At 40.2% G+C, this 15335-nt stretch carries 14 protein-coding genes; 2 read left to right on the top strand and 12 right to left on the bottom strand.

Going from position 1 to position 15335, the window contains the following annotated elements; all coding sequences use genetic code 11:
- Positions 1 to 32 precede the first annotated feature (32 nt).
- Positions 33 to 800 (top strand): pentapeptide repeat-containing protein, encoded by a 768-nt coding sequence (locus OIT90_RS10450; RefSeq protein ID WP_144464658.1) that lies wholly within the window; start codon positions 33 to 35, stop codon positions 798 to 800.
- 34 nt (positions 801 to 834) lie between these two features.
- Here the strand turns inward: OIT90_RS10450 and OIT90_RS10445 are convergent, their stop codons facing one another.
- The 7 genes from OIT90_RS10445 to OIT90_RS10415 form a co-directional block, all read right to left on the bottom strand.
- Positions 835 to 1257, bottom strand: coding sequence for a cytidine deaminase (locus tag OIT90_RS10445; RefSeq protein ID WP_041085177.1), 423 nt, complete (start codon positions 1255 to 1257; stop codon positions 835 to 837).
- A 135-nt stretch (positions 1258 to 1392) separates the two neighbouring features.
- Positions 1393 to 1665 carry a DUF2651 family protein gene (locus OIT90_RS10440; RefSeq protein WP_064498524.1) on the bottom strand — a complete coding sequence of 91 codons (273 nt, stop codon included), beginning with the start codon at positions 1663 to 1665 and terminating at the stop codon, positions 1393 to 1395.
- Between the two features lie 219 nt (positions 1666 to 1884).
- Entirely contained in the window at positions 1885 to 2805 is a 921-nt protein-coding gene (locus OIT90_RS10435) for an alpha/beta hydrolase fold domain-containing protein (protein ID WP_144516555.1), read from the bottom strand.
- Positions 2806 to 2834: 29 nt separating this feature from the next.
- Positions 2835 to 3236: a MerR family transcriptional regulator gene (locus OIT90_RS10430; RefSeq protein ID WP_039178999.1), complete on the bottom strand. Its 402-nt coding sequence runs from the start codon at positions 3234 to 3236 to the stop codon at positions 2835 to 2837.
- Between the two features lie 157 nt (positions 3237 to 3393).
- Positions 3394 to 4857 (bottom strand): glycoside hydrolase family 1 protein, encoded by a 1464-nt coding sequence (locus OIT90_RS10425; RefSeq protein WP_180272412.1) that lies wholly within the window; start codon positions 4855 to 4857, stop codon positions 3394 to 3396.
- Positions 4858 to 4881: 24 nt separating this feature from the next.
- Positions 4882 to 6783: a beta-glucoside-specific PTS transporter subunit IIABC gene (locus OIT90_RS10420; RefSeq protein WP_144491268.1), complete on the bottom strand. Its 1902-nt coding sequence runs from the start codon at positions 6781 to 6783 to the stop codon at positions 4882 to 4884.
- A gap of 118 nt (positions 6784 to 6901) precedes the next feature.
- Positions 6902 to 7744, bottom strand: a complete 843-nt coding sequence (locus OIT90_RS10415; protein WP_144464648.1) for a PRD domain-containing protein — start codon at positions 7742 to 7744, stop codon at positions 6902 to 6904.
- A gap of 343 nt (positions 7745 to 8087) precedes the next feature.
- On the opposite strand from OIT90_RS10415, the gene OIT90_RS10410 reads away from it, so the two are divergent.
- A complete protein-coding gene (locus tag OIT90_RS10410) occupies positions 8088 to 8396 on the top strand; it encodes a magnetosome magnetite crystal formation protein family (RefSeq protein WP_039179010.1) in 309 nt (102 codons plus the stop codon).
- A gap of 56 nt (positions 8397 to 8452) precedes the next feature.
- On the opposite strand, the gene OIT90_RS10405 is transcribed toward OIT90_RS10410, so the two are convergent.
- From OIT90_RS10405 to OIT90_RS10385, 5 genes are all read right to left on the bottom strand, one after another.
- Complete coding sequence (locus tag OIT90_RS10405; RefSeq protein ID WP_474892524.1) at positions 8453 to 9856, bottom strand: sensor histidine kinase; 1404 nt, start codon at positions 9854 to 9856, stop codon at positions 8453 to 8455.
- Positions 9857 to 9858: 2 nt separating this feature from the next.
- Positions 9859 to 10566, bottom strand: coding sequence for a response regulator transcription factor (locus OIT90_RS10400; RefSeq protein WP_047203160.1), 708 nt, complete (start codon positions 10564 to 10566; stop codon positions 9859 to 9861).
- Positions 10567 to 10706: 140 nt separating this feature from the next.
- Positions 10707 to 11972 (bottom strand): glucuronoarabinoxylan endo-1,4-beta-xylanase XynC, encoded by a 1266-nt coding sequence (xynC, locus tag OIT90_RS10395; RefSeq protein WP_039179020.1) that lies wholly within the window; start codon positions 11970 to 11972, stop codon positions 10707 to 10709.
- 35 nt (positions 11973 to 12007) lie between these two features.
- The gene (locus OIT90_RS10390) at positions 12008 to 13549 is read right to left on the bottom strand and encodes a glycoside hydrolase family 43 protein (RefSeq protein WP_474892523.1); all 1542 of its coding nucleotides are present in this window, start codon (positions 13547 to 13549) and stop codon (positions 12008 to 12010) included.
- Positions 13550 to 13774: 225 nt separating this feature from the next.
- Positions 13775 to 15235 carry a CoA-acylating methylmalonate-semialdehyde dehydrogenase gene (locus OIT90_RS10385; protein WP_039179026.1) on the bottom strand — a complete coding sequence of 487 codons (1461 nt, stop codon included), beginning with the start codon at positions 15233 to 15235 and terminating at the stop codon, positions 13775 to 13777.
- Positions 15236 to 15335 lie beyond the last annotated feature (100 nt).

Below are 15335 nucleotides of genomic sequence, written 5' to 3'. Positions count from 1 at the left end.
AAAAGATTCTGAAGAAATGATAGGTGATCACAATGAGAAGGCTTGAGTCTGGTATGTCAGTAGACAATGAAATATTTTCTGATATTGTCAGGTATGAACACGAAACGATAAGCGGATCGACGATTAGCAACTCGAATGTTCATTCACCTATATTTTGGAGCTGTCAGCTGCGTCATCTTGTATTTAATACGTGTGATCTGACGAATGCGAGATTTTTTGCAGGTAGTACGATTGAGCATTGTACTTTTATTCGTTCCGATTTGCGCTCTGTTGGGATTGCTAAAGGCGAGGCTGTTTTTACGAATTGCGAATTTTCCTCCTGTGATATGAGAGGAATGACATTGGAGAATGCTCTGTTTATCAACTGTTCATTTTATCAATGTAGGTTTAATGACCGCATTTTACAAGCAGCGAATATTGTTCATTGTACCTTTACCGGTAAGCTAGTGGATATAACGTTTGAGGGAAATGGTAAACAAAAGCTGATCGCCAACTTTGAAAACTGCATTCTTGACGGTGTTCGCTTTACAGGCTGTGACCTGTCGCAATGTATTCCGCCAGCTTCCAAAAACCATCTATATGTTGAAAAGGTCTCCGCGCGTGTCAAACAGGCATTGCTGAAGATAAATCATGACCCTCATCTTTCTGACGAGGATCGGAAAGTACTAGTACGCAGCCTGCGCAAGCTTGAGCAGATGGAACAATATATTTTTAACACGGCGCATATGGAGAAAATACATGGGGCTGATTTTGTGGAGCGATTTTTCAGTTATCTGGAATGTAACAAAGAGAACGCTTGATGCGTCCCTCTTCCTGCTAAGTCTAGGTCGTACATCAACTTCTAGTATATTTGAGTGGAATCAGTTCCCCTATTTTCACTTTGACTAGTTCGCCATCTATTTCTAAGATGACAAAACATTCTGGTCCGAAATCTGAAATAAGCTCTCTACAGATGCCGCAAGGGCTTACGACCCTCAATCTTCTATCGTCTTCATCTGAATATGGATGCCGAACGGCAACAATTGTATCAAAATCTTTATAGCCATTCGATAAAGCACTGCCAATTGCAATGGCTTCTGCACAAACCGTTACCCGTCCGATATACGCTTCTATATGGACAGCCGAGATCATTTCTCCTGTTTTCATGCGGATAGCGGCTCCTACATGGTGTTTATCCTCTTCATAAAGGCTCGTAATCTTCTTTTTTGCTTCGTCTATTAACTCTACATCTTTTGAAGTAAGATTAAATGTGTGCATGGTGTCCCCTTCCCCCCTTCTATGCTCGTTTTGAATATACTGATCTATTATACCAAACTCAGATAATGAGCGTTTCTTGAAGATGAGTTGAATGGAACCAAAAAAAGCTGATTTTTGTGAATATCAGCTTTTTCGTTATGCTCTTTTATAGCGGGCATACATATAGCGAATGATTTTTGTGATGACAGAGGTACACATGCATAAAAAGGTCATCAACACGACCCAATACATATTTGACAGGTCAAACCCAGTATAGGCAAATATGAAAATAGTGGAGATGGCAAATGTGATGATAAGAACGATATAAACTCGCTTAAAGATGCAGTAGCCAACAATCCCCCAAATCAAAGATAACAAAGGCAATGTAAATAAGATCAGCGCCATAGGATGAAGAAAGAAAACACTCATCATGTCACTCTCCTTTATGAACCGGTAAAGAACCGAATATGTATCATATTAATAGGAAATTCGTGCGTTGTAAACAAAAATTGGAATTTAAGGAATTTTTAATCTGAGGTGAATTGACAATCTAAATGTATTTCATGTTGAATGGAAAAAGACTGCTTTCAGTAAGCAGCCTATTTTTTCGAATATTTAAGTCAGAGCATTTTGATGTGTGAAAAAGACCTAACTATTTATCACCTGAATGATTTTTTCCTGAGCATCTTGTGCCTCAGGGATTGGCATGACGACAAACACATGCAGCATTTCTGGATAAACAAAGGTTTTCATGTCAATTCCTTGTTCTGTTAGCTTTTCATCAAGCTTTAGTGCATCTGGATATAAAATATCATGTGTTCCAATAAAATGAGTGATCTTCCCAAGACCATGGAAGTCCCCGTGAATTGGACTGATTAATGGGTCAGTTATCTTTTTATCTGCTACCCACATTTTTGTAATGACATCTATTCCTTCTGGCGCTAGAATGGGATCTTTATCGGCATATTCAGATATAAGAGGATTGCTTAAACTCATATCAACACATGCAGATAATAAAATAATATCCTTCGGCTGCGGCAGACTTTCCATCTTTAAGAGATGCGCCAGGCCAAGTGAGATATTTCCGCCCGCTGAATCTCCCATAATTGTTAATTGATCGGTACTCTCAACCGTTTTTAGTATTTCTTTATATAGATTTAAGATTTTCGGATAGGTATCTTGGTAGCTATAATGAGGTAATTTAGGATATATAGGAGCGACCACTTTGGCATTAAGGGATTGAGCCATTTTATCCATGTACCACCAATGGAAATTAAGAGGCTGGTTTACCCAAGCACCACCATGTATATAGAGAATCACCTTTTGCTTTTGCGACATTTGGTCATTCAATGTGAAAACCTGCATTCCTTCGAAAATTTGCTCCTTTATTTCACTCACTAGTTTCACATCATCTCCGATTGCATAAGGCTTCATATTTTCTATTTGAGATAGAAAGTTTTTGGTTTTTTCGACACTAGCAAAACTCTCTTTATTACTTTGGGACGTGAATAATGTTTCAAATTGAATACTTTCTTCAGAACGTTCTCCGTTAAAAATTTCGACACTCATTTTATTTTCTCTCCTTTAAGCAGATATGTTTATTCGTCATCCTCATTCATCACACGAAATGATTTGAGATACACTTGTACTTCTTTCTCAGGAGTCTTTAATAAGTTAGATAAAAGGTCTTGAATGAGGCGCAGGCTTTTAATTTTCTTTTCAATTTCTTCATGTTTATGTTTTACGATTCTTTTTAAAGTATCAAGTTCTATATCTTGACTCAGCATTTCCAATATTTCTTTTATTTCCTTTAGTGAATAACCCAATGATTTGGCATCTTTGATCAATTGAATTTTCACAATATAATCTTCTGTGTATAGTCTATAACCGTTCGAACGGCGTCTCGGGACAGGTAAAATGTTGTGTTCTTCATAGTAACGAATTGCGGCAGGGCTTATTCCAGTTTGTTTGGCCAGTTCACCTCTAGTCATCAACTCCATTGTTACTCCTTTTTTGTGATTTTGTCTTACTATAATTACATTATAAAGGTTGAACTATACTTCAAGGTCAAGAGATGTTTTCGTGAAAAATAAAACACCATCGCATGCAGCCGGTTAAGGCGCCCTGAGATGGTGTTTTTCATCATTCAATCTGCTTTTATAAGTCTTCTCCATTTGATGCAATTACATTTTTGTACCAGAAAAATGAATCTTTACGGTAACGATTCAGTGTCCCATTTCCTAGGTCGTCTTGATCCACATAGATCAAACCATAGCGTTTAGTCATTTGAGATGTTCCGCAGCTGATTAAGTCAATACAGCCCCAAGGTGTGTATCCCATTAAGTCAACACCTTCTTTTACTGCTTCTTTCATCTGTTCAATATGTTTTTTCAAATAATCAATTCGATAATCATCGTGGATTTTTCCATCTTGTGTCAATGTATCTCTTGCGCCAAGTCCATTTTCACAAACAAATAAAGGCTTTTGGTATCTGTCATACAGTTTAATTAATGAAATGCGCAGACCCATTGGATCGATCGGCCAATCCCATTGTGATAATTCCAAGTGTTCATTTTTAATCGGGCTGTCAAACGTACCCGCTAGCTCAGCGGCATCTTCACGCGCTTCTGCTACGTGTGACATATAGTAGCTGATTGCAACAAAGTCAACAGTGCCCTCTTTCAAAATTTGTTCATCCTGCTCTTCAATATCCAGCTTGATTTGATTATCAGCAAAATATTTCACCATGTATGTTGGATATTCGCCTCTAGCTTGAACATCAGGATAGAACATATTCAATTGATTCGATTTGACTGCCTGCAGCTGATCCTCTGGTTTTGTTGTTTTTGCATAGGCTTCGATTTGGTTAATCATACAGCCAATTTGGACATCTGGAATGATTTCCTTCGCTGCCTTCACTGTTAATGCACTTGCCACAAATTGATGGTGAGATGCTTGGTAAGCAGCCTGTAATTTATGGTCTACTAAATCCTCTAAAATGCCAGCACCTGTATAAAGACTATTGAGGTTCATATTCATTTCATTAAATGTAATCCAATATTTCACTTTGTTTTTATATCTTTCTAAAATCGCCCGTGCGTATTTTTCGAACAATGGGACAAGCTCTCTACTCATCCATCCATTATATTTCTCTGTTAAGGTAATCGGCATTTCATAATGAGACATCGTTACTAGCGGTTCAATTCCATATTTCGCACATTCATCAAATACTTTATCGTAAAAAGCCAATCCTTCTTCATTCGGCTTATCCTCTAAACCTGTTGGAAAGATTCTTGCCCATGAGATGGACAAACGAAAGACTTTAAATCCCATTTCTGCAAACAGTGCGATATCTTCTTCATAACGATGATAAAAATCAATTCCGCGTCTTTTTGGGAAATCAAATGCATCAGGATTTTCCTTGTATTTGTTTAGTTCAGCTGAACTAACATCGAATGTAAAGTTGTTTACTTTTCCTTGTGCATAGGGATCTTTATATGCCGCGTAGTCTGAAGTTGACAGCCCTTTCCCGCCTTCTAAATATGCGCCCTCTATTTGATTGGCAGCTGTTGCGCCACCCCATAGGAAATTATCTGAAAAACCTTTTTTTAATTCTTTCATTTCAATCATCCCTTCTATTTATGATTAATGAATGAGCATTAAGAGTTTATTTTCTCCTGCGTTGACATAAGAGTCACCTGTATGGATGACATCTAGGTACTTCGAGGAATTAGTGACGATAATAGGTGTCACAACATTTAATTCTTTTGATTGAATTCCTTCTATATCAAATGATAATAAATGATCCCCGATGTTGATTTCATCTCCTTCTTCCACCAATACCTCAAAGAATTGACCATTTAGGCTGACGGTATCAATCCCTACATGTATTAATAATTCAATCCCATCATCTGAAACCAAACCTATTGCATGTTTAGTAGGTGTAACGGTCACTACTTTTCCGGAAAACGGTGCTTGTACCACCCCCTTATCAGGCATAATCGCTACTCCCTTGCCCATCATTTCGCTTGAGAAGACGGCATCATTGACTTCAGATAAAGGAACGACCTGACCAGTTATAGGTGCTTGTACTTCATAAGGATTTACTTGTCTGGCAGCTTGTTGATTGACTGCATGCTCTGAATCTTTAGATGACTTTCCTTGTTTTAGCGGCTGACCTTCTTCTTTTGTGGCAGGTTCTTTAAAACCAAGGAACATAGTGACAAGCAGTGAGACCAAAAAGCTCAGCGCTATTCCAATTAAAGCGAGCTGGAAATTGTTTGTGCCTTTCATAATGTAAGTTGGCAGAGATGTAATACCTGGAATTGAAAATGCTGTCGTTTTGACTGAAAATAAACCATAAAAACATCCGCCAACTGCCCCGCCAATTAATGAAGCATAGAAAGGCTTTTTCAATCTCAGTGTGACTCCATAAATGGCTGGTTCTGTGATACCAAAGAAACTCGGAAGCAATGTTGATAATGCCAAAGACCTTGTTTCTACTCGTTTTGTGCGAATGATGACTCCTAAAACGGCGCCTGCTTGTGCCATATTGGCAATAAAGTTCATCGGAAGCAGCATGACATCGTATCCAACTTTTTCAAAGCTGGCAAACGTGCTAGGGAAGAATGCATAATGCATCCCAGTTAGCACAATTAAAGGCATGAGGCCTCCCATTAATAAACCTGCAATCGGTCCAGCAAAATGGAATAAAGAAGTGAAAAAGATCTCTAAATACTGACCGAAAACGTTTCCAATAGGCGCTATGAAAGCTAGTGTAAGAGGCGCTGTGATCATTAAGCTCAGTACCGGTGTAAATACGATGCTTAAAGATTTTGGAATGACTTTCGTTATCCACTTATCGATAAAGCTAAGTAGCAGTACTCCTAAAATAATCGGTAAAACGGAAGAAGTATAATTATTTAATGGAATACTCAATCCTAAAAAACTAAGTGGATCTGCCCCTTTTGCTGCCCCTTCCACCATCGTGGGATACAATAAAATCCCAGCGAGTGCCATCGCGAGAGATTCTCGTGTTTTAAATTTCTTCGCTGCAGAATAAGCAATGAGGAAAGGTAAAAAGTAAAAGACAGCATTTGAAAAGATTTGTAGTACAGCATAGGTAGAGCTTTTTTCTGTCAGCCAGCCTAAACTAACGAACAAAGCCATGATCCCTTTAATCAATCCACTACCAACAATCGCCGGCAAAATCGGTGTGAAAATTCCGCTAATGACATCGAATACGACTTCGATTGGATTCATCTTTGACGTATTTTTAGCAGTAGAAGAATCATTGCTGCTGTCACCAATCAATTGGTCGATTTCCTCATAGACTTCTGCAACTTTTGCTCCAATAATGACTTGGAATTGTCCGCTTTGGAATTGCGCTCCGAGCACTCCATCTACTGTTTTCAGTTCATCTACTTTTACCTGTTTTTCATCGTTGATATTAAATCTCAGCCTCGTAATACAATGCCAGCTTTGAGATATATTGCCTGTTCCGCCGATTAATTTGATAATTTCTTGCGCCAATTCTTTGTTTTTCATGTCTTCACCCCTTCATTTTCACAAAAAAAACCTAAACAAAATCCACCATTAGAAAGACCATTCTTCTAAATGGAGATTTGTTTAGGTTAATGCTTTTTCATAACACGCCTAAAAGAAATCATGTATTCTGTTGATGTTTCTTTGTGATTCTTTCAATATGAATGACTAGAAAAACAAGTTCGTCTTCTGTGACATTCCAATTAAATTCACGCTTTAACATTTCTTTAATAATCAAACCGCATGCATAGCTCTTCATATAACGATCCTGAATTAATTCTTTTAATGAATCATCCATCTGCTGAGGCGGTTGATTTGTTTCTTGTCTGACAATAAAATATCTCAAATGAGTGATAAACCTCGAATAATCTATCGATGATTTATCTAATACCATCTCGAAAATGTTTTGAATAATCTTAACGATTTCCTTCGTGAGATGGGTCATTTTGATCGTATCTCCCATAGACTGACCATCTATTTGAGCGTTTACAAAATGAAGGGCAATGAGTGAAGCTTCTGTATCTTCAAAGGAAATTCCCATCATTTTTTGAATAATTTTAAGTGCTTTTTTCCCAATTTGATATTCTTGAAAATATAGATGTGGAATTTCCCATACGATAGGGTTTTCATATTCCATTTTTTCTTGATGCCTTTGAATTGAAAAGGTAAGATGATCAGATAGCGAAAACAGCATGCTGGAACCTAATTTTTTATTCAATATCTCTTCGCCCATATGAATGATTTTTTCAGTTAATAAAAGGATATCAGTTGGGATAGCGGCAAGTTGAGATTCTAATGGAGACGTCTGATCAGAATAAAATGTCTTACTGACAGCGCTCTCATCAAGAGTATCACCTTTTTTCTTCTTAAAGCCTATTCCTGTACCAAAAACAACTACTTCATTTTGCGTGTCTGTTAGAGCCAATACGATATTATTGTTTAAAACTTTAACGACGGTGAACATCTTCATCCCACCTTACCTAAAACTGCTAAAAAAAGCATAAAAAAACACCAAAATCTCAGCAAACAACGTACAAATGTACAACATGTTTACCTGACTTGGTGGTGCCTGATGATATCAGTAACACTCCTGCATCGGTTACGACTTTATTGTAAACACAGGATAAACCAAAGTCAACTATTTTTTTCGGTAAGATAGATTTAAATACCTATATTATAGTATGTCGTTTATAAATTATTTTAAAAGGTAAATAAGTTTAAGGTTGCTGTAAGGTTCGGATTAATACAGGTTAAGGTTCAGATAGTACAATGGGTTTGTAGTGAATAAATCATAGAGGTGAAACGTTTTGAGAGAAAATAAAATCTTGTCTTCATTATGTTACTTTAGTATCTTTTTTGCACCATTTTTGTTCCCAATTATCGTCTATTTCTTAGGTCAGGACGACGTGAAATATCATGCGAAAAAATCATTATGGACGCATATTATTCCTTATTTGATTTTTGGTATTGGCATCCTTGGTTCAGGTTTACTTGGTATGAAAGATATCAGCCATGCGGGGCCTTTCTTAATTGCGACATATGCAGTAACATTCCTTGTTGCTATCTACTTCTTCATTTGGAACATTGTGAAAGGCATCAAAGTGTTTTCAGAATAAATAATAGATGAAAAAACGGTTCTGTTGTTGATCAGAACCGTTTTTTTTGTATGTTTTCATGCTGGTAGTTGGATGTCAATTGTTGTTCCTTTTCCTACACTGCTACGGATCGTGATATCCCCGCCGTGCTTGACGATAATATCCTTTGCAATAGCCATCCCAAGACCAGAGCCTGCATGCGAAACTCCTGTATTCGTCCCTCTGTAATAGCGGTCAAACACTTTTTCCAGCTCTGCCTCTTCTATTCCTCTGCCGTTGTCTTGAATCGTAATATACGTTCTTTCTTTTTGTTCAAGCTGTACAATGATCGTCACATCAGGATCATTGTGAACGAGGGCATTTAAAATCAGATTGGTGACCGCTCTTCGAATGAGGATTTTATCAATATTCAGCATGAGCTTGTCTTCATTCGTTTGAAGCTCAATCGTCTGATCCACATATCTTGAATCGTTTAAAATATCAATTAACGTTTCCCGCAACAGTGACACAATGTTGACCAGCTCTTTATTTAGCATGACGCCGTTATTTTTCAGCCTTGTTGTTAAATTCAGATCCTCCATGACATCTTTGATATACAATGATTTATTCTCAATGATGCCCGCGTAATGTCTAATGTCCTGGTTTGAAAGAGGATACTTTGGGTCTTTCATGATTTCTGCATAGCCTTGAATAGAAGCTAGCGGCGTTTTAATATCATGAGAAATATGGCTGATCCATTCTTCCCGCATTTGCTCTAGTTTGTCTTTTTCTTTTTTGCTTGAAGCGAGCTGCTCTGATAAGTGATTGACATTATAGAAGACATCTTTATAAATTCCTTTAGCAGGCAGATTTGTCGTGTAATCGCCGTTTGCCAGCCGCTGGATGCTATGAATGGCACGGGCGAGCGGTTTTGTGAGCTGCCTGCTGAATAAGTAACCAATGAGTAACGCTATGATGGCATCAATTGATAATAAAATCATCGTCCCGATATTGAATCTTGTTACTAAGTCCTTCGTGTCAAACGAGAATAGGTACTTTCCGATGGAAGGGTCTTTAAATCCGATAAAGTAGCTATATTCTTTGCCCTTTACTTTTTTTCCGCCAGCATAAATGGTCGATAATAATTGCTTATCTTTATATTTATGTAAGTTCACGATTTCTATCGGTGTATATTTGTTCTTTAATCCTTTAGGTGCCTGCGCATGATACACGTCTTGGCCATTTTCGTCTAAAATTTGAATCCATGCATTCTGTTGTTTTAAGGCTTTCTGCCCTTCTTTGTTTACGGTAATTCCTTGATCAGAAAAAGAGACGTATTGTTCAAATGATCTTGTGAAGGTTTCGGGCGTATTTTCCTCGTTATGCTGGCTGTTTGCCTGAAGTACGAGCCAAATCATAAATCCGAATAAGTTGATAAAGACCGTGATAATGGTCACGATAATGACAGAGACCATATACCTGCCTGTTAATCGCCATTTCATCTTTACGCATCCTTTACAACAAATTTATAACCAAGCCCTTTGACAGTGACGAGAAACTCTGGTGTTGACGGGGAATCCTCTATTTTTTCCCGTAGTCTTCGGATGTGAACCATTACCGTATTGTCAGAACCGAAGAAGTCTTCCCCCCAAACGGTTTGATAAAGCGTTTCTTTACTGATGACGCGGTTCGGATGCTGCAAGAAGTAGGTCATCAGCAGAAGCTCTTTCGGCGTGAGCTCAATGACCGCTCCATTTTTAGTCAGTTCTGCTTGCTGCTCGTTTAACTCAAACGGCCCTTTTTTGATCACGGGATCGGCTTGAGTTGACTGTAAGTATGAGATCCTTCTCAGCTGCGCTTTCACCCGGTAGGCGACTTCCTTTGGACTGAATGGTTTTGTAATGTAGTCATCTCCGCCGATGGCAAGTCCTACAATTTTGTCGGATTCTTCTCCCTTTGCTGATAAAAAGATAATCGGAACATGGGAGGTCTCTCTGATTTGTCTGCAAATATCATAGCCTTCACCGTCTGGCAGCATAATATCAAGTATGACAAGATCGGGTTGTTCTTGATGAAATTTTGCAAGCCCATCACGAGCAGTTGAAGCTGTGATGACGCGATCAATGCCTTCTCTTGTTAATACAGTGTTAATTAATTCCAAGATTTCTTTTTCGTCATCGATCATTAATACTTTGCTTTGAAGCTTTGGCATACATTGATCACTCTCCTGAAGTCATTGCCATTATTATACCCAATGTAAGGACATAGTGAAAAAATCAACTTCCTATTTGCATAAAAAAAGCCAATTTTCTTTTGAAATGAGAAAATTGGCTTTTGGTGGTTCAATTCATTCTAGCGTTTGACCACAAATGTTGTCACACTTTGAGCCGGGAGATGAGCCCAAAATTGATTACCTGATATATTTAAGTCTGTACCAGGCTGAAGGTTGCTGTTGCTGCTTGTGATCCATCTTGACGCTTGTGAAGCAGTTCCGTTTTGCATCACAAAGTGCTGATTGACTCCTGTATTGTTTTTGTTAATCGCGACAATGACGACCTGATTGTTTCCTTTATAGGCTGATACGAAAACATTCGGTTCAGGACTTTTCGTTGCATCAATTCTGATGTATCCTGGGCGTACAAACTTGGAGAAATGCGCCATGTTGTAACCGCGTTTACTGATCAGGCCATCTTCCTTCATAGGGCCGTAGGATCTGCGGATGTACCACCAAACATATGCCTGAAAGTCCCCTTCTACCATCGAATGGTGAATATGCTCTGAAACCCCTAATGCCTCAGGCCAGCGGTCCGCTGAATTGTTATCGCTATTCGGGTAGTAGACCTCTGTCATCCAAAGCTCCTTTCCCCCGCCCTTTTGTTTGAAAAGAGGATACGGAAGCTGACTGATTTGGGTTCCGTACAAATGGGCTCCGAGAATGTCCATGTTTCCAAGCGCCTGCGGATCGTTTAGGATAGGATCTGATATATTTTTAAGGTATTGAAAGGATTCTGGTGCGATCACGCGGGCATTAATGGAGCCAGCATTTTCTCTCATGAAACGCAGGATTTCCTGAGGAGTCCACCATGTCCATTCGTGTGCATAATCGGGCTCATTTTGTACAGATATAGCATAGAGATTGACGCCATTATTTTTCATATACGTCACAAAATCGTTCAGATGCTGAGCATATGCGGCGTATTGATTGTATCTCAGCCGCTTTGCAGATGTACCATTCCGGTTGAAGGTCTCTACCATATTGCTTGGAGGATTCCAAGGTGAAGCGATCACCAAAGCTCCATGCTCTATTGCTCTTTTGGCAGTGGCGACCTCTCTGTGCCAATTATTTCTGTTCTCATCTACAAAAATTCTTAGAATGGAAAATCCTAATTGATTCTGCCCATTGCCAAAGGCGGTTTCCCTTTGAGGTGCGGTCAAATCACCAATCCAAGCCGGATGATTCATTCCACCAAAGCCGCGAATCACTTGTCTTTCCGCATTGATATTAATATTGGCATCTGCTGCTGAAACCTCAGTCACGCCAGGTCCGATGAACATGACAGACAGCATGGTGAAGCAGATCAATAAAGTGCAGATTGGTTTTTTGATCATTGACATCAAATTCTTCCACTCTCCTATCATCTTGTCTTTCTTCGTTACCTTTGAGTAAACTGCCAGGAATCAAATTGAAATAGGTTTGCACCTGTTCCAGTAAAAACAAAAAATACGTTGTGCACGCCTGCTGCTCCGTTTACTGCCGTTTCTACTTCTCGCCAGTTATTTGTTCCCCCTGTAGAAGGGACATTCAGTGTTCCGACGAGTCTGCCGTCAGGACTTCCGAGGCGTACTTCTATTTTCCCGCCTGTATTTGACGCTACATTGGCTTTAAATGTTCTCGCACCGTTTGATCCGAAATCGACGTTACTGGCAGCCACCCAATCTCCGTTTTGAATGTTTGTGACATGCTGGTTATTGACCGGTCCGCCTGGAGCTGAAGATGCCTCTGTTAAAATGCGTCCATTCCAAGCAAATGTTTCAGCTTCTACCCGCTGATAAGGATTCAGGTTGGAAAGCTGTTTAACCCCTTCAAAATTGGCTGCGACTTCTCGAAGGGAGCTGTCAGCATTATGCACAAGCTTATTAATATGCGGAGATCTGTAGCCTTTTCCTGCTCCGTATAAAGCAGAGCTGACCGTTTGGGTATGATACACGACATACCACTCGTTTTTAAAATTGAACACAGCATGATGGTTATTACCGCCTCCCCCGAAAAATGCACCCGGATTTTTCAGGAAGTGCCCTCTATACGTAAAGGGACCCATCGGACTTGAGCTCGTCATATAACCGATCTCACCAGGTGGTTTATCTGCTGGGTGGGAGCCGCCAAAGTTGATGCAATAGGAATAGTAATAGGTTCCGTTATACTTATGCATCCCCGAATCTTCAAACATAAAAGGAGCATCAATCGTTGATGCGCTGCCTACCACACTTGTCATATCAGGTCCTAGTTTTAGAACTCTTGCTGTTTTAGGATTCGCCCATTGTCCCTGCGTGGGATTAGAACCGCCTGGAACACCTCCGCCGGCATATAGATAACCAGTGCCGTCATCATCTACAAAAACGGCAGGATCAAAAAGCCATACAACTCCAGCCATCCCTGGTGTATTTGGCGTGACGAGTGCTTTTCCGATAGGATCTGTCCATGGACCGATGGGGGAGTCTGCTGTCAGAACGCCAATCCCTCCGCCGCTGTTCGCGAAATAAAGGAAAAATTTATCCTTCCCATTGATTTTTTTCACCGCTGCTGATGGAGCCCAGGAAGCACCTGCCCATTTGGCAATTCCTTTGCCGCCATTTGCTCCATTTGCCCCAGCTACTGGAATCGCGCCATGATCTGTCCAGTTCACCATATCTGCTGAAGAGATGACAAAGACCCTATTCAAATTGGCAAAAGAATTATCCTTAATCGTTCCGTTGCTGTGATATTCATAGTCATCACTCGACATATAAATGTACACTCTTCCGTTATAGGTGAGCGCAAATGGATCAGCGCCCAAGTGGTGGTCTATGAGTGGGTTGGCATTTCCTACACGTTTTGCAATTGTTGTGCTTGCCGCACTCGCATCATATACCGGTAAAAAGCTCAGTACCAAAGCAAGAATCAATAAACCAACGCCGCACTTCATCCTCGTCCTCATCGTTTCATTTCCTCCTGTTTTCATCTTCCTAATATTGGGGTTTAGGCCCAATTTCAAAATATGTTGAGAGGTACTGATGAAGAATGAATATAAAGAATGATTTCTAGTGTAAACCCTTGCAGTAATCATGATGAAAACCCTTACTTTTTGACTAGAAGACAACAAAAAATGCAGTCTCCCATGCTGGGGCTGCATTTTTTCTTCTTATGATTCATTGCATATAGCTTACATATAACGAGCGGTGACCATTTTCTTTCTTGTGTAAAACTCCACTCCGTCTGTTCCATTGGCATGCAAGTCCCCGTAGAAAGAATCCTTCCAGCCGGAAAACGGGAAGAATGCCATTGGTGCGGGTACACCGATGTTTACACCGAGCATGCCCGCTTCGATGTTTTCGCGAAACTCTCTTATGCTTGATGCACTGTCCGTATACAGACAGGCACCATTCGCAAATTTTGATTGATTGGACAGGTCGATGGCTTCTGCTAATGAAGAAACACGGACAATTGATAAGACTGGGGCGAAAATCTCGTCCTGCCAAATTTTCATTTGATTTGTGACATGATCAAAGATCGTCGGTCCGACGAAATACCCTTCTCCATTTGTTTCGTGGTCTTGCCGGCCATCACGAATGAGGCTTGCTCCTTCTTCAATCCCTGACTGGATGTATTGAAGCGTTCGTTCTTTATGTTCCTTTCGAATGACTGGCCCAAGAAAGACCTCTTCATTAATTCCGTTTCCAATGACGAGCTCGTTTGATTCATCCACTAATTTTTGAATCAACTCATCAGCCACTTCTTCTTCCACTGCAACAACGGCTGCGGCCATGCAGCGCTCTCCTGCTGATCCGAAGGCAGCCCCGATGATTTGTTTCGTTGCCGCGTCTAAATCCGCATCTTTGAGGACAATGGAGTGATTCTTTGCGCCTGCAAGTGCTTGGACACGTTTGCCATGCTCCGTTCCTTTTTTATAGACATATTCAGCGACTGGCTGAGAGCCGACAAATGATATGGCTTTGACCTTTTGATGTTCAAGCAGTCCGTTGACGACATCGTGAGCTCCATTGACGATGTTGAGAACACCTTTTGGAAGACCCGCTTCTTCAAACAGCTCAGCTAACCGTGCCGCAAGAATAGGTGTTCGTTCTGAAGGTTTTAAAACAAACGTATTTCCGCAGGCAATGGCAAGCGGGAACATCCAGCATGGAACCATCATTGGAAAGTTAAATGGCGTAATGCCGCCGATGACGCCAATTGGATAGCGGTACATGCCTGATTCAAGTCCAGTCGCAATATCTGGCAGCTGTTTTCCCATCATTAACGTCGGTGCGCCCGCAGCAAATTCCACACATTCAATCCCGCGCTGCACTTCTCCTTTTGCCTCTGTTACACTTTTTCCGTTTTCAATCGTTACGAGTTCAGCCAGCTCATCCCAGTTCTCAACGAGTAACTGCTGGTATTTAAATAAAATGCGTGCACGCCGGGGAACAGCAGTTTTAGACCAAGTAGTAAACGCTTCCTGTGCTGCTTGTACCGCACGTTCAACATCTGTTTTTGTTGAAAGCGGCACTTCCGCGATGATTTCGCCAGTAGCTGGGTTATACACTGATTCTGTTTGACTTGTTTCTGCCTCAATCCATTGTCCGCCAATATAATTTTTCAACATTTGTACATCTGTTTTGGTCATGTTCCCTCTCTCCTCTTTGTTAAAGAATGTCATGCTTAAAGGGTGTGTATGTATCGTCATTGTCTCATCTAACGGGCATTCATCTGTATACACTCTTTGT

Source organism: Bacillus sp. ABR, assembly GCF_056172715.1.
The sequence above is the reverse complement of the archived record's forward strand: the minus strand, read 5'-3'. Positions and strand labels throughout refer to the sequence as shown.

Bases quoted from the DNA above. Each gene is read 5' to 3' on its own strand.
- OIT90_RS10415 (WP_144464648.1), bottom strand. From the start codon at position 7,744: ATGTTCACCGTCGTTAAAGTTTTAAACAATAATATCGTATTGGCTCTA.
- OIT90_RS10425 (WP_180272412.1), bottom strand. From the start codon at position 4,857: ATGAAAGAATTAAAAAAAGGTTTTTCAGATAATTTCCTATGGGGTGGC.
- OIT90_RS10385 (WP_039179026.1), bottom strand. From the start codon at position 15,235: ATGACCAAAACAGATGTACAAATGTTGAAAAATTATATTGGCGGACAA.
- OIT90_RS10440 (WP_064498524.1), bottom strand. From the start codon at position 1,665: ATGAGTGTTTTCTTTCTTCATCCTATGGCGCTGATCTTATTTACATTG.
- OIT90_RS10405 (WP_474892524.1), bottom strand. From the start codon at position 9,856: ATGAAATGGCGATTAACAGGCAGGTATATGGTCTCTGTCATTATCGTG.
- OIT90_RS10450 (WP_144464658.1), top strand. From the start codon at position 33: ATGAGAAGGCTTGAGTCTGGTATGTCAGTAGACAATGAAATATTTTCT.
- OIT90_RS10445 (WP_041085177.1), bottom strand. From the start codon at position 1,257: ATGCACACATTTAATCTTACTTCAAAAGATGTAGAGTTAATAGACGAA.
- OIT90_RS10420 (WP_144491268.1), bottom strand. From the start codon at position 6,783: ATGAAAAACAAAGAATTGGCGCAAGAAATTATCAAATTAATCGGCGGA.
- OIT90_RS10430 (WP_039178999.1), bottom strand. From the start codon at position 3,236: ATGGAGTTGATGACTAGAGGTGAACTGGCCAAACAAACTGGAATAAGC.
- OIT90_RS10435 (WP_144516555.1), bottom strand. From the start codon at position 2,805: ATGAGTGTCGAAATTTTTAACGGAGAACGTTCTGAAGAAAGTATTCAA.
- OIT90_RS10400 (WP_047203160.1), bottom strand. From the start codon at position 10,566: ATGCCAAAGCTTCAAAGCAAAGTATTAATGATCGATGACGAAAAAGAA.
- OIT90_RS10390 (WP_474892523.1), bottom strand. From the start codon at position 13,549: ATGAGGACGAGGATGAAGTGCGGCGTTGGTTTATTGATTCTTGCTTTG.